A 16,659-nucleotide genomic window follows, 5' to 3' on the forward strand; every position below is an offset into this window, starting at 1 on the left:
GTACGGTGCCTAGTGGTTGAAGCCCACGTGGCAGTGGTCGTGGTGGGTGTCGTCGGTGAAGAACTGGTTGCCGACGCCGCCCGGGACCGCCACCGGACCACCCACGTTGTACGAACCGGCGGCGGCCGCGTCCCGCATGAAGGACTCGACCAGCTGCCGGGACGTACCCGGGTCCACCACCGCCAGGCCGTCGATCCGCCAGACGTCGAAGGCCCGGCCCAGCGGATGGTCGCTGGGCCGGGTCGTCCCGAAGACGTCCAGCGGGTGGCCGGTCCGCACCACGCTCACCGAGAGCGTGTACGGGCCGGCCAGCCGCAGCATCGCCTCCAGCACGCTGTCGTGGACCGTGCCGCCGCGCAGGTCGGCGGCGGCCTCCGGCGGCAGCTCGATCCGGGGCTCGGCCAGCACCCGGGCCACCGCGGGCGACGGCGCGGCGGCCGCCGGGCCCGCGACACCCGGACGCAGGTCGGTGACGGTCCAGCGCGGCTCGGCCCGGCCCAGCCGGACGTCCACCGTGGTGCCGCCCTCGGCCACCGAGCCGTCCGGGCCGCGGGTCCACTGGCGGCACACCACCAGCACGCTCGCCGAGTCGTCGAGGATGCCGCCGTACTGGGCGACCACCACCTCCAGGCTCGCTTCCGACGCCGCCGGGGCCAACGGACCGGCGGCATCGGCCAGCGCGGGCGGCAGGCCGAGCGCCGCCACCCGGGCCCGGGCCGCCTCCACCCCCTGCCCGCCGGGCGGCCAGTCGCCGAGCGCGGCGACCAGCTCGACGGCGCGGCGCTTGACGTCGGGCTGGATCTCGCCGGGGCCGGGCTGCCAGAGGGGCGGGCGGGGCAGCGGGGTGACCGTGGGCGTGGGCGTTTCGGGCGCGGGTGTTGCGGTCGGTGTTCCCGGCGTCGTCGCGCTCGGACTCGGCCCGGCCGCCCGTGACGTGCTCCCGCCCGTACACCCCGCCGCGCCCAGCGCCAGCGCCGCCGCCGCACCCGCCCGCAGCACCCCGCGCCGGTCCGGACCCCGGCCGCCGTCTCCACCCGTCATGCCGTCAGTATGCGGCTACGTCAGCTCCGGGGGCCGCAGGCCGTAGCGGCCCTCCTCGGTCCGCACGATCCAGTCGGGCTCGCCGAGCTTCGCCCGCAGCAGCGCCATCGGGTACCTCAGCTCATGGGGGTGGAGCGACGCGTCGTAGACCTTCCACAGGATCGTGTCCGGCGCGTGCACGCCCTCGCCCAGCTCGATCAGGCCGCGCAGCAGCTTGACGTCCGAGCGGTGGAGCCGGACCTCACGGCCGTCCACGGTGACGACCCGGGTGTCCAGGTCGATGACGAGGCGCCCGTCGAAGGCGGTCAGCGAGCCCTGCGGCTCCAGGACCACGCCGAGATGCCGGCGGATCCAGTCCGCCCCGGCCTGTTCGTCCACCGGCCGGGCGCCCGCCGCGTTCTCCTGCTCCACGCCCGGCAGCCTAACCGGCGGCGCCCCGCGCCGACCAGGCCGCGCTCCAACCGGCCAGCTCTGCCGGTCGGTTGGTGATGATCCCGTCCACGCCCGCCGCCGCGAGCACCTGCCAGCGGGCGGGCCGGTCGACCGTCCAGACGTTCACCGCCACCCCGGCGGCGTGCAGTTCCCCGACCACGCCGGGGCGGGCGGACAGCGCGTCGTCCGCGAGGTTGTAGGCGGACAGGCCGAGGTCGCGGGCGACCGCCACCGGGTCGGCGTCCGGGGTGGAGCGCAGCAGGCCGAGCGGCAGCTCGGGAGCCAGCTCGCGGGCGTACCGCAGGGCGTCGACCTCGAAGCTCTGGACGAGGACCCGGTCGGCCATGCCGTGGTCGCGCACCTCCTTGACGATCCGGGCGACCTCGTCGCGGCTGTGCGGGCCCTTGATCTCCAGCAGCAGCCTGCCGCCGCGGGTGCGCAGGTCCTCCAGCTGGGCGGCCAGGGTCGGCAGCCGGGTGCCCGCGTACGCGGGGGCGAACCAGGAGCCGGCGTCCAGCGCGTCCAGCTGGGCGGCGGTCAGCTCGCGGATCCGGCCGGTGCCGTCGGTGGTGCGGTCCACCGTGTCGTCGTGCAGCACGTACGGGACGCCGTCCCTGCTGGGCTGGACGTCGTCCTCGATCCACTCGGCGCCGGCCCGGCGGGCCACCTCGTCGGAGACCAGGGTGTTCTCGGGCGCGGCGGAGGAGGCGCCGCGGTGCGCGTACACGGTCGGCGGCGCACCGGTCGGGCGCATCGGGGCGGCGGACGGTCGCGCCGGTGCCCCGGTGAGCGCGACGGCGCCGAGGGCGGCCCCGAGCAGCGCGGCGACGAGGACGGCCCGTCGGGTGTAGGGGTGCCGGGGGTGCCGTTGGGGTGTCATGTCCCGCACGCTACGGTCGGCGGGACGCGCCCTCGCCGCCGACACCGGTGTGCCCGGCCGACATGACGACGGACGGCGGAACGCCCGGCCACCCCTCCCCCAACGCGGCCCCCGCCCCCACCCTCATGGACATGTTCGAATCACTGGCGGTCAGACCGGTTCAGTAGCGATCATGACCGGCATGACGTCCGACAGCACCGCCACCACCCCCGCCGCCACTGCGGCCGCCGCCGGCACCTGGAAGCTCGGCGACCGCACCGTCCACCGGATCGGCTTCGGCACGATGCGCCTGCCGCAGACCGGCCCGGCACTCGTCCCGCACGCCGTCCCGCGCGACCGTGAACAGGCGCTGCGGGTGCTGCGCCGCGCGGTCGAGCTGGGCGTCAACCACATCGACACGGCGGCCTTCTACTTCTCCCCGCTGCGCTCCGCCAACGAGCTGATCAACCGGGCGCTCTCGCCGTACGCCGACGACCTGGTGATCGCCACCAAGGTCGGCCCCGGCCGCGGCATCGACGGCGAGTGGGTCGAGCACGCCCGCACTCCCGCGCGCCTGCGCGCCCAGGTCGAGCAGAACCTGCGCCAGCTCGGCCGCGACCACCTCGACCTGGTGAACCTGCGCATCCTCGGCACCGACTCGGTCGCCGAACGCTTCGGCGCGCTGGCCGAGTTGCGCGAGGCCGGGCTGATCCGGCAGCTGGGCCTGTCCAACGTCCACCCGCACCAGCTCGCCGAGGCTCAGGCCATCGCGCCGGTGGTCTGCGTGCAGAACCCGTACGGCATCGGCGCCACGCCGGAGCAGGACGAGCTGCTGCGGATCTGCGGGGAGCAGGGCATCGCCTTCGTCCCCTTCTACGCGATCGCCGGGGCCGGGCGGCAGGACGGCGCCGGGGAGGCCGAGCCCGCCCAGGTCCGGGCGGTGGCCGAGGCACGCGGGGCGAGCACCGCCCAGGTCCGGCTGGCCTGGACGCTGCACCGCGGCCCGCACGTGCTGGCCATCCCGGGCACCGGCGACGTGGCGCACCTGGAGGAGAACATCGCCGCCGGGGCGCTGCGGCTGTCGGCGGAGGAGCTGGCGCTGCTGGACGAGGCCCACGCGGGCCGGGCCCACGCGGACGTGGCCTCCACGGGCTGAGCCGGAACCGGGCGCGGCCCCCGGTGTGTCACTCGGGACGACATGATCTTCGTCCCTCCCGAGGAGTCCCACGGCATGACCGACACCGCCACCCGCTACCTCTACCTGGCCCGCCACGGCGAGGCCGAGTCCCACGGCGACGACAGCGGACTCACCGCCGCCGGGCGCCGGCAGGCCGCACTGCTGGGCCGGCGGCTGGCCGGCCGCCCGGTCTCGGCGCTGCATCACGGCCCGCTGCCCCGGGCGGCCGAGACCGCGCGGCTGGTCGCGGAGCAGCTGACCGGCGTGCGGCCGGAACCGTGCGAGGAGGCCGGGGACTTCGTTCCGTACGTGCCCGCGCGGGACGAACTGCCCGACGACAGCGCGCGGTTCCTGCTGGACTTCCTCGGGGGAACCACAGCGGCGGAGCGGGAGGAGGGCGCGGTGCTGGCGCGGCGGGCCGTCGAACGGTTCACCGGGCCGGTGCCGGGCCGCGAGGAGCGGCACGAACTGGTCGTCACCCACGCCTTCCTGGTCGGCTGGCTGGTCCGGCAGGCCCTGGACGCCCCGGCCTGGCGGTGGCTCGGCGTCAACGCCGCCAACGCGGCGCTGACCGTCCTGCGCTACACGCCCGGACGGCCGCCCGCCGTCCTGCTGCTGAACGACCAGGGCCACCTGCCGGAGGAGCTGCACTGGACCGGCTACCCGCCCCAGTACCGTTTCTGACGATCAGTCAACCATCGCTCAAGAGAGGCTCGAAGGCCCGTCGACAGGAATATGCAGACCGGTCTACTATCGCCGCATGGGAGTCAAGGGTGAGGAGACCCGGGCCCGGCTGATCGCCGGCACCAGGGAACTGATCGAGGCGCAGGGCTACTTCGGGACGGGACTCAACCGGATCGTCGCCGCCACCGGCGCCCCGCGCGGCTCGCTCTACTTCCACTTCCCCGGCGGCAAGGACCAGTTGGTGGCCGCCGCGCTCACCCAGGCCGGCCAGGAGGTCGAGGCGCTGCTCGCCTCCCTGGCCGGCGAGGGCGCCGGCACCGTCACCCTCGCCGGGCGGCTGATCGACGCCTTCGCCGAACGGCTGGAGCGCTCCCGGTACACCAGCGGCTGCCCGATCGCCACCGTCGCCCTGGAGGTGTCCGGCACCAACGAGGCGCTGCGGGCGCTCTGCGCCGAGCTGTACGCGGGCTGGCAGCGGATCCTGGCCGACCGACTGGAGGGCGAGGGCTTCGGCCCGGCGGAGGCCCGGGTCGCCGCCGGGCAGACCCTCGCCCTGGTGGAGGGCGCCGTCCTGCTCGCCTCCGTCCGGCGCGGCCCCGAACCGCTGGACCACGCCCGGCAGGCCGTCCGGCGGCTGCTCGGCGCCACGCAGGACCACGCAGGCACCACCTGAACCCGAACACCGGACGGGCGACGGGCCGGCCGGACCGGGGAGAACGGCCTGCGGAGCGGAGCCTCAGCGGCCGGCCGGATCCCGGTAGACGAGGTCCCCGTCCTGCCGGGCGGCGAGCTCCGTGATCAGGCCGTGGTCGGGCGACAGCGCGCACGCGGGATCGGTCCGCCCCGGGTCGCCGGTGAGGGCGAAGGCCTGGCAGCGGCAGCCGCCGAAGTCGACCTCCCGGAGGGCGCAGGAGGCGCAGGGCTCGGGCAGCCAGTCGGTGCCGCGGTAGGCCCGGAAGGCCGACGACTCGGACCAGATCCAGGCGAGGGCGTGGTCGCGGACGTTCGGCAGGTCCAGTGGGAGGTCGTAGGCGGCGGGGCAGGGCAGGACCCGGCCGTCGGGGGCGACGGTCAGGGAGACCGCGCCCCAGCCGCCCATGCAGGGCTTGGCGACGCCGTCGAAGTAGTCGGGGACGACCCAGACGAGTTCGACGCCGGTCCGCCGCCGTCGGCGCTCGACCGCCTCCCGGGCGCGGTCCAGCTGGTCCCGGGTGGGCATGAGGGCGGCCCGGTTGGCCAGTCCCCAGCCGTAGAACTGCGTGTTGGCGAGTTCGACGCGCACCGCGCCCCAGGCGATGCCGAGGTCCACGATCGCGTCGATGTCGTCGAGGTTCAGGCGGTGCAGGACGACGTTGAGGCCCAGCGGCAGTCCGGCCTCGCGGACCAGCGCGGCGGCCCGCTCCTTCGCCGCGAACGACCGGCGTCCGGCGATCAGCTCGGAGGAGGCGGCGTCGGCGCCCTGGACGGAGAGCTGGACGCTGGGCAGCCCGGCCGCGGTCAGCGCGGCCAGCCGCTCCCGGGTCAGGCCGAGTCCGCTGGTGACGAGCTGGGCGTAGATCCCGGCGCGGTCGGCCCCTGCGACGATCTCGGTCAGGTCGCGCCGCAACAGCGGTTCGCCGCCCGACAGGTGGACGTGCGCGACCCCGAGTTCACCGGCCTGCGTCAGCACGTCCAGCCATTGACTTGTCGTCAGTTCTGCTTCACGGGATGTGAGTTCGATCGGGTTGGAGCAGTACGGGCAGCGCAGGGGGCAGCCGTGGGTGAGTTCGGCCAGCATGGCCCAGGGCGGGTTCACCGCAGCCATCCCCGCTCCTTCAGGTCGTCGAGGAAGACCACGACGTCGTCGGCCCCCTCGACCGGGAACTCGGTGGTGATCTCCGGTACGGTCCGGGTGCCGTCGCACAGTCCGACGATCGCGGCCGCCTCGGCACTGAGGACGACGATGCGCTCCGGGACGACCAGCAGCGTGCTGTTCCGCACCGGGCAGTGGCGCAGCCGCGCGTAGCCGCTCAGGGCCGGTCGCCAGGTCACGCCGGGGCCCGTTCGACGGCGTCGAGGAGGGTCCACAGCAGCTCGCACTTGTAGGAGAGCGCCGCGATGGCGGCCTCCTGCTCGGCCCGGGTGCGGGCCCAGGACAGCACCAGGGACAGCGCCTCGTCGCTGTCCCGACGGCCCTGGCCGACGCGGGTCCTGAAGTAGGCGAGGCCCACGGGCTCGATCCAGGTGTAGTGGCGCTCGAAGGCGGCGATCCGGGTGGCCATCAGGTCCGGCGCGAACAGTTCGGTCAACGAGGCGGCCACGGCCTCCAGGGGCGTGCCGTGGCGGCAGAGGTTGACGTAGCCGTCGACGGCGAGCCGCACTCCGGGCAGCACCCCGCGGCCCGAGAGCAGGTCGGCGCGGTCGAGCCCGGCCGCCTCGCCGAGCCGCAGCCAGCGCTCGATGCCGCCTTCGTCGCCGTCGCCGCCGTCGTGGTCGGTGATCCGGCGGATCCACAGCCGGCGCAGGGCGGGGTCCTCCAGCTTGGCGAGGATCAGCGCGTCCTTGACCGGGATGTGCCGCTGGTAGTGGAACCGGTTGAGGATCCAGGTGCGCAGCTCCTCCGGCAGCAGGAGCCCCTGGTGCATCCTCAGGTTGAAGGGGTGCCGGTGGTGGTAGCGGCGCTCGGGCACGGCCCTGAGCTCGCTCTCGAAGGTCGTCACCATGTGAGGACCGCTCCTTCCGCGGCCACCCCGAGGCCCCGGTCCGCCAGCTCCGCGTGGAGGGGGGAGTCCGGGTCGACGAGCGGGTTGGTGTTGTTCAGGTGGGTGTAGAGGCACCGGGCGGACAGGGCGGCGAGCCGGTCGCGGGTGGCGAGCACGGGCAGGTGGCCCATCCCGGTGGCGGACTTCGTGGAGAACCCGGCGGTGCGCGGCTCCTCGTCGTCCCAGAAGGTGCCGTCGACCAGGACCAGGTCGGCGTCCTCGCCGAACCCGTCGGTCCAGACGCCGGTCGACGGCGCGTAGAGCAGTCCGCCCACCCGCAGGGCGCTCACCCAGTCCCCGTCGCAGGCGTCCCGGGCGTAGCGGGGGCGCTTGCCGGAGAGCGGTTCGAGCGCGACGCCGTCGAAGTCCCGCCAGCGCAGGCGGGTGTAGGGCGCGAGGACCTCGCCGAGGCCGAGTCCCTTGTGCACGGCGTCCCGGACCGCGTCGGTCGCCATGACCTCCAGTTCGTCGGCCTCGCGCAGCCGCGCCAGGCCGAGCGTGTGGTCGAGTTCGGCGTCCGTGAGGATCACGCCGGACAGCCGGGTGCGCCGGCCCTCGGGGTGCAGCCAGGGGCAGCGCTCGATCTGTTCGGCGATGTCCGGTGTGGCGTTCACGAGGTACACCCGGCCGGGCTCGGTCTCCACGGCGACGGACGCGTGCAGCCGTCGGCGCGACGGAACCGCGCGTGCCCCGGCACAGCCGGGGCACGCACAGTTCCACTGCGGGACACCGCCGCCGGCTGCCGTACCGAGTACGTGCAGTCGCACAGCGCTTCCTCCCTCTTCGAGTGGTGGTCCTACCGGTGCGGTGCGGTGGCCGCTACCGCTTGGCGAGGTAGTACGCCGAGACCTCCAGAGACGCCTCCACCACCTGGTAGCTCGGCTTGCGCCAACGGGCGCCTTCCGTCGGGGTGTTCGGCCGGTCGGTGGTGCGCTCCCGGGACTGCCGGGCACGCCTGGGCTGTTCCTCGTGACGGGTCATGACTGTCTCACCTCCGTGTCGGGGCTTCACTGCGTCGTGGTGTGGTCGTAGGGGACGGCGAGGATCGCGCCCGGATTCGCCAGGTGGGTGGTCGGGGTACCGCCGTCACCGCGGACCATGTGCTGGCCTTCGCTGTCGGTGGCGATGTACAGCGTCTTGCCGTCCGGGCTGAGGGCGACGTCGCGGTAGCGGTTGACGGTCCGGAAGAGCTCCTCGTACTTCTTGCCGTCCTTGGAGAGCCGGAAGACGGTGCCGTTCTTCAGCGAGGTGACGAGGACGTCGTCCCCGTACACCTTGAGGCTGCCGGGCGCCATGGTCGGCCAGCACATGTAGGCGGAGGCGGCGTCGGGGCAGACCGGCGTGGTGCCGAAGTTGTGCCCGCTCTCGACGGTCGTCCCGTACGTGCTGAGCGGGGAGACCATGTCCTTGGTGAAGTCCGTCTCCTTCGTCGTCGGCACCTCGGCCGGCGGCGTGTTCGGGTCCGGATTGTAGGTGAGCTTCTCACAACCGCCCTTGGCCTGCGACCAGTTGGAGTAGACGTACGCCTTGTCGTCCTTCCACCCGGCGACGTTGGGCCAGCCGTAGTTGCCGCCCTTCGTGATGAGGTTGAACTCGTCGTCGGTGAGCGGGCCGTTCTCGGCCGTGTAGAGGTCCTTGCCGCCGAAGTCCATGCCGTCCGGGTTGCGCATGCCGTAGGCGTAGATGTGGCTGCGGGCGCCGTTCAGCTCGGGGTTGTCGTCGGGGACGGAGCCGTCCGGGTTGATGCGGAGCACCTTGCCCTGGTACAGCGACCAGTCCGACGCGGCGACCTGGGCGGCGGTCGGAAGGTCCTGCGCGTGGTTCGGCAGACAGTAGTCGGCCATGTAGTTGTGGCCCTGGTCGCCGATCGAGTAGTAGAGCTTGCCGTCCTGTCCGTACCGGATCCGGGCCGACTGGTGCTGGTTGTGCCCCGGCAGCCCCGTCAGGATGGGCTGTTCGTCGGAGAGCAGGCCGTCCTTCGCGGTATAGCGGACGATCTTCGTGGCCGAGTCGTTGCCGTTCTTGTAGGTGTAGGCGAGGTAGAGGTAGTCGCTGCCCTTGCCCTTGCCGAAGTCCGGGTGCAACGCGAAGCCCAGGACGCCGTCCTGCCCGTCCTGACTGTGGAAGGCCTTTCCCGTGAGGTCGAGGGCGGTGCTCTTGGCGCCGCTCTGCGGGTCGACCCGGGTGATCTTGAGCCCGGACTTCTCGCTGACCCAGAGCCGGCCGTCGGGGGCGTAGGCGAGCTCGAACGGGTCTCCCAGCCCGTCCGCCACCACCTTCACCTGCGTCTGCGGCGCCTGGGCGGCCTGGGACTGGGGTGCCTGGGACTGCACGGGCTCGGCGGTGACGACAGCGGGCTTCTGCGCGGCGGTGCCGCCGGACGCCGCTCCCCCGTTGTCGGAGCACGACGTGATCAGCGCGGCGGCGGGGATCAGGGCCAGTGCGACCGGGAGCTTTCTCATGATGCCTCCCACTCGTCATGACGACGAGTGTCTGGTTTCCGAATGACCGGATTCGGCGATTCCGTACGGGACCGGACCCGCACGGTGCGGGCACCCGGCGAGCGGGCCATCGCCAACGGTGGGGGGCGCCACCGGCGGCGTACGGCCGCCCGGCGTCCCGATCCTCACCGTAGGTCGGGCCCCCCGGATCCGCACCCCTCGTTGACCCGGTCGCGTGGCCCGGGCGGCGGGGTCCTGCTCGACAGCAGCGCGGCGAAAAGGCCGCGACGGCGCGGACCGGGATCACCGCGTGGCGCGGGCGCTTCGCATCCATCCGATCGCACCCCGGTCGTCGCAGCTGCGCTTGCCCCTCCCGTCCGCGGCTTCCCCTGGCATCATAAACGGAAACTGACTCTCCGTCAGTTCCCTATCACGGGAGGCGGGATGGCGTTCCGGTTCCACTTCACCGGCGAGGATCTGGCGCGCACCAGGGTCGCGGGGGCGATGGCGGCGATGGTGGAGCTGAACGTGGCGGTGCGCGTCCTGCGGGACCGCAACCACGAGGCGCGGTTCGGGGCCTGGCGGCGGACGGCGCGCGGGCGGCTGGGGCCGCAGGCCCGGATGGTCCTCGACCTGGTGCCGATGCACGGGGTGTCACCCGGCTTCCTGAGTCCGCCGGGGGCCCGGAGCGTCGCGGAGCTGCTGGAGGGCGTCGCCGCCACGCCGGCCGGGCGGATCCGCGCGGACCTCGCCGACGCGGCGGCCACCCGTCCGCTACCCGGCTGGGCCCGTACGCTCGGCGAGGACCGTGACCTCATGCGCCGCCTGGTGGAGGCCCTCGGCCACGTCCACGACGTCCTGCTCGCCCCGTACCAGGCGTCCGCCGAGGACGCGTTGGCCGCGGACCGCGCGGTCCGCGGACGCGATCTGCTGCACGGCGGCGTGGAGCGGCTCTTCGAGCGGCTGCTGCCGGGCCGGATCCGCTGGGAGGCCCCGGTCCTGCACGTCGAGCTGGCCTCCGGGCTGGACCGGGACATCCACCTCGACGGCCGGGGGCTGCTGCTGGTCCCGTCCGTCTTCGTCACGGGCGCACCCGTCGTGATCTACGACACCGAGCCGCAGCCGATGCTGGTCCATCCCGCGCACCAGCCCACCGGAGCAGGGCTGTTGGCGGCGCCGCACGGGTCGTCACCGGCTCTGGACGCACTGCTGGGCCGCACCCGCGCCGCCGTGCTGCGGACCGTCGCGCAGCGGGAGGGCTGTACGACCGGGGACCTCGCCGCCGCCGTCCGCATCTCCGCGGCGAGCGCCAGCGAGCACGCGACGGTGCTGCGGGCGGCCGGGCTGGTCACCACCCTGCGGGACCGCAACACGGCGATCCACACCGCCACCGCGGCCGGGCTGACGCTCCTCGCCGCCGCTACGGGCTGAGGCCCGACCCCGTGCGGGCAGGACCGAGGCTCACGCCCCCGTGCTGGACGGCGAGTTGACCCGCTGCGGCGCCGCGTCCGGCCGGCCGGTCTCCTCGGCCTCCCGGACGACCACCGCGTCCCCGGCGGCGGCCGCGCTCGCGAAGAAGTCCCGCAGCTCGCGCAGGTCGTGGACGACGAGCGCCGCCCAGGTCTCGGACCAGGGCGTCGGGTACCCGAGGTGCGCGGCCGTGCGGGCGAGCACGCTGTTCTGCTGGCGGACGAGTTCGCCGAGCGCCGAGCCGCGCAGGAAGGCGGAGGCCGCCACGACCTGTTCGGGGCGCAGCACCGGCATGGCGCCGCACGGCAGTGCCCCGTCCGGTTCGTGCCGCCTGCCGCCGTAGACGGGCAGTCGGGCGGCCGGGTCGGGGTGCAGCCCGTTCTCGGTGAGCGCGAGTTCCATCAGGACGGCGGTGCGCCGCACACCGAGGGCGAGCCCGGCGGCGGCCAGCCGGTCGTACCGGAGGTCGCGGTCGCGGGGCACGAGTTCGCCGAGTTCCTCCGGCGAGCAGGTGTCCACGGCCTGACCCGGCAGGCGGCGCCAGAAGTGATCCACACTCACCCGCCCAGCGTAACGAAGTCGCGGGGTGCCGATCCCGCGCCGAGCCGTTCAGACCTCGTCAAACCGGGGTTCGGGCCCCGTCAGGCCGCGTTCGGGCCCAGTCGGACCGCGTTCAGGCCTCGCCGGCGTGCCAGGCGGGCCATTCCCAGGGGCGGTCGGCCCAGTGGACCCGTTGGGGGTCGCGCGGGTCGAGGTCGGGGAAGAGCTGGTGGACGCGCGGCTCGAACTCCTCCGGTGCGAGCGGCTCCCAGCCGTGGCCCTCGAAGCGGACGAGGCGGTAGCGGCTGTCGGTGCGGAACTCGGCCACCTCGACCAGGGGGGTGGCCGTGCTGTTGGTCTCCATGCCCCCCAGCATGTGGCGCGGTGGCAATCAACGCCCGTCCAGACCCCTCTTCCGGGTCATGTCCCGGCGTCGGCGCGCTCGTTGAGCACGGCAAGGTTCTAGGGGGGCCGCTGGAAGGACGAGCACATGACTGGGCAGCCCACCGGAGGGCAGTGGCAGTGGCCGCAGAACGCTTGGCAGCCGCCGCCGGTTCCGACAGATCCGCTACCGCCGTGGTCCACCGCCACACCGCCGAGGCGCCTGTCGCGCAAGGCCTGGACGGCCGCGATGGTCGGCACGGGTGCCGTGCTGGCGTCCGTCCTGGCGATGTGCGGGCCGGGGTCGGGTGACGAGCTCAGCGTGGCGGCGCTGCCGGACGCCTCACCCACCGCCTCGGACTCGACGGCGGCGCGGCTGCTGCCGGTCTCCCCGTCGCCGGTCACGCCGGCGCCGTCCCCGCTGCCGCCGCCCACCCCGGGCGCGGCGGTCCCGGTGACCGGGCCGGGCACGGCGACGGCCGCGTCCGGTGCCGGGGGCAGCGCGACGCCCGACGCCCAGCACGCCTCGGCGAGTGCGCGCCCCAAGCCGGGGCACAGCCCGCACACCAGCACGCCGGCCCGTGGCCCGTCGGGCGCGCCCGCCCCGGCGAGTACCGGGGCGGGCGGCGGCCAGAACACCATCTGCGACCAGGCCGAGCGGGCGGGCCACTGGCCGCCCGGCTCGGACCAGGCCCGGGTCTGCCACAGCCTCTACGGCTGAACCGGCTGGCCCGGCAGCACCGGCTGAATCTGCTGGTCCGGCTGCACCGGCCGGTCCGACGTCGACCCGGGAGCCGCAGACGCGGCCGGAGCGCCCGGACCCGCCGGAGCCGCGGACGCCCCCGGGGCGCCCAGCAGCCCCCTGTCCAGCCGCGGCGCCAGCACCCGCGCCAGGGTGTCGGTGATGTGACCGGTGTCCCGGTACAGCACCACGCCCTCCAGCACAGCCGGGCAGGAGGGCCCGGTGCCGGGGCAGAGCAGCGGGCCGAGGTCGAGGGTCCGTACCCCGTACCGGGCGGCGAGCCCGCCGTCCAGTACGGGGTCGGGCTCGAAGGCGGTGTCGCGCGGGAAGAAGCAGGCGTCGGAGCGCCCGTCGGAGGCGGCCAGGCAGGTCGGGATGTCCTTGCCGGGCATCGGGGTGTCGCCGAGGTAGGCGAGCGGGGCGCCGAGCGCGGTGAGCCGGTCCAGGGTGCGGGTCCAGCCCTCGGTGCGCTCCTCCGGGCTGCCGTAGCGGTTGAGGCCCGCCATCAGGACCAGCCGCGGCTTGGGCCCGGAGGCCAGCCGGGTGAGGGTGTTCTCGCGCCAGCGGTCGCACTCCTCGAAGGTCCGGCCGAGCACGTTGTTGCGCACGGTGAGGGTGGCCAGCGGGCAGCCGGGCTTGACCAGCACCTCCAGGGCCCAGTGCCGCTGCTCGGCGAGGGCGAGGCCGGCGGAGATCCACTGCCCGGCGTGGGAGTCGCCGAGCAGCACGATCCGGTCGGGGCTGTCCTCGGCGCCGAAGAGGCAGCGCGGGCTGCTGTCGGCGTTGAGCGGGATCTCGCAGCCCTTGCCGGGCGGGAAGTCCTCCCGGGCCCGGGCGAGCGAGGGCGTCAGGGTGAGCACCCGGGTGCCGGGGGCGAGCAGGCCCGGGCCGTCGGCGGCTCCGGCGGGCGCCGCGACGGGCCCGGAGGAGGGGTCGCCGAGGGCGCGTACGGTGCCGCCGCCGAGGGTGAGCGCGGCGATCAGCGGGATGACCAGGGCGCTGGCGCCGACGGCGAGCCCGCGCCGGGGTGCCGGGCTGCTGCCGTACCGCAGCGGCTGTTCGACCAGCCGCAGGGTGAGCCAGGCGGGCAGCGCGCTGGCGGCGGTGAGCGCGAGCAGGGTGGTCCAGGGCAGGGCGCCGTACCGGGCCTGGGCGATGGTCAGCACCGGCCAGTGCCACAGGTACCAGGCGTACGAGAGCCGTCCGGCGGCGCGCAGCGGGCGGGTGGCGAGCAGCCGTCCGGCGTCGGCGGCGCCGGGGCCGCCGTGCCCGGCGCCGTGTCCGGCGAGCAGGACGGCGGCGGTGCCGAGGACGGGCAGCAGCGCGGCGGTGCCGGGGAAGGGGGTGTCGCGGTCGTACAGGACCACCGGTGCGAGCACGGCCGCGAGGCCGAGCCAGCCGACCACCCGCAGCGACCACACCACCGGGCGCCGCTCGGCGCGGGAGAGCAGGGCCGGGCCGGCCAGCGCCGCGCAGGCGCCGGCCGCGAACTCCCAGAGCCGGCTGCCGGTGGAGAAGTAGGCGAGCGGCGCGGAGGTGGCCGTCCAGCGCAGGCAGAGCGCCAGGGAGACGCCGCCGACGGCCACCGTGGCGAGGGTGATCGCGAGGGTGCGGCGGCGCCCGTGCAGGTAGCGGGCGAGGCCGAGCAGCAGCACGCCCCAGAGCAGGTAGAACTGGTTCTCCACGCCCAGCGACCAGAAGTGCTGCAGCGGGCTGGGGTCGTGTTCGGCGGCCAGGTAGTCGGTCTGCTGGCCGACGAAGCGCCAGTTGGCGAACTGCCCGGCGGAGGCGATCAGGTCGCGGGCGAGGTCGGTGCCGCGCAGCGGGTCGAGCAGGGCGCCGCCGGCGACGGCGGTGGCGACGAGCACGGTGGCGGCGGCGGGCAGGATCCGCCGGGCGCGCCGGGCGGCGAAGTCCCACAGGCCGAGCGGGCGGCCGACGAGCAGGCCGGTGATCAGGAAGCCGGAGATGACGAAGAAGACGTCGACGCCGACGAAGCCGCCGGTCAGGCCGGGGACGGCGGAGTGGAAGGCGAGGACGGAGAGCACGGCGACGCCGCGCAGCCCCTCGATGTCGGGGCGGAAGGCGGTGCGCCGGCGGGCCTGCCCGCTCTCGGCGACGGTGGCGCGCTGCGGGGCGGCGAGTTCCCGGTCGACCCGGACGACGCCGGGCAGCAGGTCGACGCCTGGGCCGGACGCGGCGGAGGTCGGAGCGGAGGGCTGGACATCAGCGGAAGAGGAGGACGACGACGGTGGTGGTACGGCCGTTGACACGGCGGTGCTCCTTGCAGGGCTGGCAGCGGTTTGTCGGGCCCGCCGGGCCGATGGGGCGGCCGGGCGGTGTCCGCGCCGGTGGGGCGACGCGCAAGGAAACGCAACAGGCAGGCGTTGCAGTGGAAGTGACGATCCGTCAGAAGATCAGTGGGTCGGCCCAGCCGGAGGCCAGCAGCCCGCACAGCAGCAGCGCGGCGGTGACGGCGACGGCCTCGGCCCGTCCGAACCCGAGGTCGGAGCGGCCCGGTGCGGGCGCGGCGACCTCACCGACGGCGGCGCCCTTGCCCCCGTTGGTCCCGTTCAGCAGCGGCCACAGCTCCCGGATCAGCGGGACCATGGTGTAGGTGGTGAGCGCGAGCAGTCCGGCGAGCGCCCAGTACGGCCGCCAGCCGTACAGCAGCGCGGCCCGGACCAGCCCGGCGGCGCCCGCGAGGACGACGAGCCCGAGCCAGGCGACCCCGATCCGGGCGACGGTGCGGGCGAGTGTGCTGCCGCCGGAGACGGCGCCGGTGGGCACCCAGTCGGCGGAGCGGCGGCGCAGCGCGTGCGCGATGGCGACCACGTGGCAGAGCCCGCCGAGGAGTTGGACCCGGGTGACCTCGAAGCGCCAGCGGGTGCGGGACATCGCGGGCAGCAGCACCAGGGCGACCCAGATCGGCGGCAGGAACGGCAGCACCTGCCAGGGCTGGATCTCCTCGGGCCGGAAGAACAGCATGATCAGGGCGGGCAGCGGTACGGCGAAGACGTTCACCGCGCTGGTGACGTAGCCGAGGATGCCGTTCCAGAAGCAGAGCCGGGCGGACTTCGGCAGCGGGCCGCGGCGGAAGTCCGGGTCGCGGACGAGTGCCAGGGAGCCGAGGCACCAGCGGTACTGCTGGCTGATGAAGGCGGGCAGGCCGGTGGGCGACATGCCCTTGGCGACCAGCGCGGGGACGTAGCGGGTGGACCATCCGGCGCGGGCGAGGGCCAGGCCGGTGTAGAGGTCCTCGCTGTGGTCGATCTCGGCGAAGCCGCCGATCCGCTGCAGCGCGGCGCGGCGGTACAGGGCGTTGGTGCCGCAGCAGACGGTGCCGTCCTGCGCGTCCCGGGAGGGCTGGATCCAGCGGTAGAAGATCTCCTGGGTGGCTCCCGCGGCGCGTTCGAGCCAGGACATGTCGGCGTCCGTGTCGAAGCACTGCGGGCTCTGCACGATGCCGACCCCGGGGTTGTCGAGGTAGGGCACCAGGTGGTGGAGGAAGTCGGGGCGGGGGCAGAAGTCGGCGTCCAGGACGGCGACGATCTCGCCGGTGCCCTCGGCCAGGCCGTGGTTGAGGTTGCCGGCCTTCTTGAACCGGCCCCGGTCGGGGCGGGCGTGGTAGCGGAAGCCGTAGGACTCGGCGAGTTCGCGCACCTCGGGGCGGCCGGCGTCGTCGAGGACCAGGACGGTCAGCTCACCGGGCCACTGGACGGCCGCGGTGTACCGGTAGGCATTGTCCAGGACGGCCAGCGGTTCGCCGGCGGTCGGCAGCAGCAGGTCCACGCTCGGGGCGCGGGCGGGGCTCCAGGCGCGCAGCAGCAGGTCGTGCGAGTCGCGGGTGAAGCGCCGGGCGCGCTGGCCGTCGGTGAGCGAGAGCAGCCAGGTGGCCGCGTTGAGCACGGTGAGCACCAGGAAGGGCCAGAGCAGCGGCTTGCTGAGGGCGAACAGGCCGAGCGTGGCGGTGGCTCCCGCGTAGGAGAGGGTGGCGCAGAGCAGCACCCAGCGGCGCTGCGGGCCGAAGTACCAGTAGAGCTCCTCGTCGTCGGGCGGACTGGGCAGCCGGTGGTCGTCGGGGTCCGCGGGTGTCCGGCGCGGACCGGTGTCGGGTGCGGGCATGGCGGTGCCATGGAGAACGGGCATGC

18 protein-coding genes are annotated in these 16,659 nt (G+C 74.6%); 5 read left to right on the forward strand and 13 right to left on the reverse strand.

Going from position 1 to position 16,659, the window contains the following annotated elements; translation table 11 throughout:
- Positions 1-9: 9 nt before the first annotated feature.
- Genes ACFVU7_RS16635 through ACFVU7_RS16645 form a run of 3 tightly spaced genes read right to left on the reverse strand, consistent with a single transcriptional unit; the run spans position 10 to position 2,353 of the window.
- Positions 10-1,041, reverse strand: coding sequence for a hypothetical protein (locus ACFVU7_RS16635; protein WP_380776699.1), 1,032 nt, complete (start codon positions 1,039-1,041; stop codon positions 10-12).
- Between the two features lie 15 nt (positions 1,042-1,056).
- Positions 1,057-1,452: a hypothetical protein gene (locus tag ACFVU7_RS16640; RefSeq protein ID WP_388045635.1), complete on the reverse strand. Its 396-nt coding sequence runs from the start codon at positions 1,450-1,452 to the stop codon at positions 1,057-1,059.
- 10 nt (positions 1,453-1,462) lie between these two features.
- A complete protein-coding gene (locus ACFVU7_RS16645; protein WP_388045637.1) occupies positions 1,463-2,353 on the reverse strand; it encodes a glycerophosphodiester phosphodiesterase in 891 nt (296 codons plus the stop codon).
- Positions 2,354-2,534: 181 nt separating this feature from the next.
- Here ACFVU7_RS16645 and ACFVU7_RS16650 point away from each other — a divergent pair, with 181 nt between their 5' ends.
- The 3 genes from ACFVU7_RS16650 to ACFVU7_RS16660 all read left to right on the forward strand — a co-directional run bounded on the left by ACFVU7_RS16650 (position 2,535) and on the right by ACFVU7_RS16660 (position 4,866).
- Positions 2,535-3,488, forward strand: coding sequence for an oxidoreductase (locus ACFVU7_RS16650; protein WP_388045639.1), 954 nt, complete (start codon positions 2,535-2,537; stop codon positions 3,486-3,488).
- 75 nt (positions 3,489-3,563) lie between these two features.
- Positions 3,564-4,193, forward strand: a complete 630-nt coding sequence (locus tag ACFVU7_RS16655) for a histidine phosphatase family protein (RefSeq protein ID WP_388045641.1) — start codon at positions 3,564-3,566, stop codon at positions 4,191-4,193.
- A gap of 76 nt (positions 4,194-4,269) precedes the next feature.
- On the forward strand, positions 4,270-4,866 hold the full coding sequence (locus ACFVU7_RS16660) for a TetR/AcrR family transcriptional regulator (RefSeq protein WP_388045643.1): 597 nt from the start codon (positions 4,270-4,272) through the stop codon (positions 4,864-4,866).
- Between the two features lie 63 nt (positions 4,867-4,929).
- Here the strand turns inward: ACFVU7_RS16660 and pqqE are convergent, their stop codons facing one another.
- The 6 genes from pqqE to ACFVU7_RS16690 are packed head-to-tail and all read right to left on the reverse strand — an operon-like array spanning position 4,930 to position 9,396.
- On the reverse strand, positions 4,930-5,997 hold the full coding sequence (gene pqqE / locus ACFVU7_RS16665; RefSeq protein ID WP_388045645.1) for a pyrroloquinoline quinone biosynthesis protein PqqE: 1,068 nt from the start codon (positions 5,995-5,997) through the stop codon (positions 4,930-4,932).
- On the reverse strand, positions 5,985-6,224 hold the full coding sequence (gene pqqD / locus ACFVU7_RS16670; protein WP_074003662.1) for a pyrroloquinoline quinone biosynthesis peptide chaperone PqqD: 240 nt from the start codon (positions 6,222-6,224) through the stop codon (positions 5,985-5,987). Before pqqD ends, pqqE begins: the two co-directional genes overlap by 13 nt.
- Positions 6,221-6,895 carry a pyrroloquinoline-quinone synthase PqqC gene (gene pqqC / locus ACFVU7_RS16675; RefSeq protein WP_049654684.1) on the reverse strand — a complete coding sequence of 225 codons (675 nt, stop codon included), beginning with the start codon at positions 6,893-6,895 and terminating at the stop codon, positions 6,221-6,223. Before pqqC ends, pqqD begins: the two co-directional genes overlap by 4 nt.
- Complete coding sequence (gene pqqB, locus ACFVU7_RS16680; protein WP_049654682.1) at positions 6,889-7,701, reverse strand: pyrroloquinoline quinone biosynthesis protein PqqB; 813 nt, start codon at positions 7,699-7,701, stop codon at positions 6,889-6,891. The genes pqqC and pqqB overlap by 7 nt, the downstream gene beginning before the upstream one ends.
- Positions 7,702-7,753: 52 nt before the next feature.
- Entirely contained in the window at positions 7,754-7,915 is a 162-nt protein-coding gene (locus tag ACFVU7_RS16685) for a pyrroloquinoline quinone precursor peptide PqqA (RefSeq protein WP_107418802.1), read from the reverse strand.
- Positions 7,916-7,941: 26 nt separating this feature from the next.
- Positions 7,942-9,396 (reverse strand): glucose/sorbosone family PQQ-dependent dehydrogenase, encoded by a 1,455-nt coding sequence (locus tag ACFVU7_RS16690; protein ID WP_388045646.1) that lies wholly within the window; start codon positions 9,394-9,396, stop codon positions 7,942-7,944.
- A 423-nt stretch (positions 9,397-9,819) separates the two neighbouring features.
- Between ACFVU7_RS16690 and ACFVU7_RS16695 the strand changes: the two genes are divergently transcribed.
- Entirely contained in the window at positions 9,820-10,806 is a 987-nt protein-coding gene (locus tag ACFVU7_RS16695) for a winged helix-turn-helix domain-containing protein (RefSeq protein ID WP_388045648.1), read from the forward strand.
- Positions 10,807-10,836: 30 nt separating this feature from the next.
- On the opposite strand, the gene ACFVU7_RS16700 is transcribed toward ACFVU7_RS16695, so the two are convergent.
- Both ACFVU7_RS16700 and ACFVU7_RS16705 read right to left on the reverse strand, forming a co-directional pair.
- Positions 10,837-11,406: a hypothetical protein gene (locus tag ACFVU7_RS16700; RefSeq protein WP_388045649.1), complete on the reverse strand. Its 570-nt coding sequence runs from the start codon at positions 11,404-11,406 to the stop codon at positions 10,837-10,839.
- 112 nt (positions 11,407-11,518) lie between these two features.
- Positions 11,519-11,749 carry a hypothetical protein gene (locus tag ACFVU7_RS16705; RefSeq protein ID WP_049654693.1) on the reverse strand — a complete coding sequence of 77 codons (231 nt, stop codon included), beginning with the start codon at positions 11,747-11,749 and terminating at the stop codon, positions 11,519-11,521.
- 126 nt (positions 11,750-11,875) lie between these two features.
- Here ACFVU7_RS16705 and ACFVU7_RS16710 point away from each other — a divergent pair, with 126 nt between their 5' ends.
- Positions 11,876-12,487: a hypothetical protein gene (locus tag ACFVU7_RS16710; RefSeq protein ID WP_388045651.1), complete on the forward strand. Its 612-nt coding sequence runs from the start codon at positions 11,876-11,878 to the stop codon at positions 12,485-12,487.
- Here ACFVU7_RS16710 and ACFVU7_RS16715 read toward each other — a convergent pair.
- Positions 12,478-14,781, reverse strand: coding sequence for an acyltransferase family protein (locus tag ACFVU7_RS16715; protein WP_388045653.1), 2,304 nt, complete (start codon positions 14,779-14,781; stop codon positions 12,478-12,480). The two genes, ACFVU7_RS16710 and ACFVU7_RS16715, sit on opposite strands and share 10 nt — an antisense overlap.
- A 136-nt stretch (positions 14,782-14,917) precedes the next feature.
- Complete coding sequence (locus ACFVU7_RS16720; RefSeq protein ID WP_338016312.1) at positions 14,918-16,657, reverse strand: cellulose synthase catalytic subunit; 1,740 nt, start codon at positions 16,655-16,657, stop codon at positions 14,918-14,920.
- Positions 16,658-16,659 lie beyond the last annotated feature (2 nt).

This window comes from Kitasatospora sp. NPDC058046 (genome assembly GCF_042885595.1).
In the GTDB taxonomy this organism is placed as follows: Bacteria; Actinomycetota; Actinomycetes; order Streptomycetales; family Streptomycetaceae; genus Kitasatospora.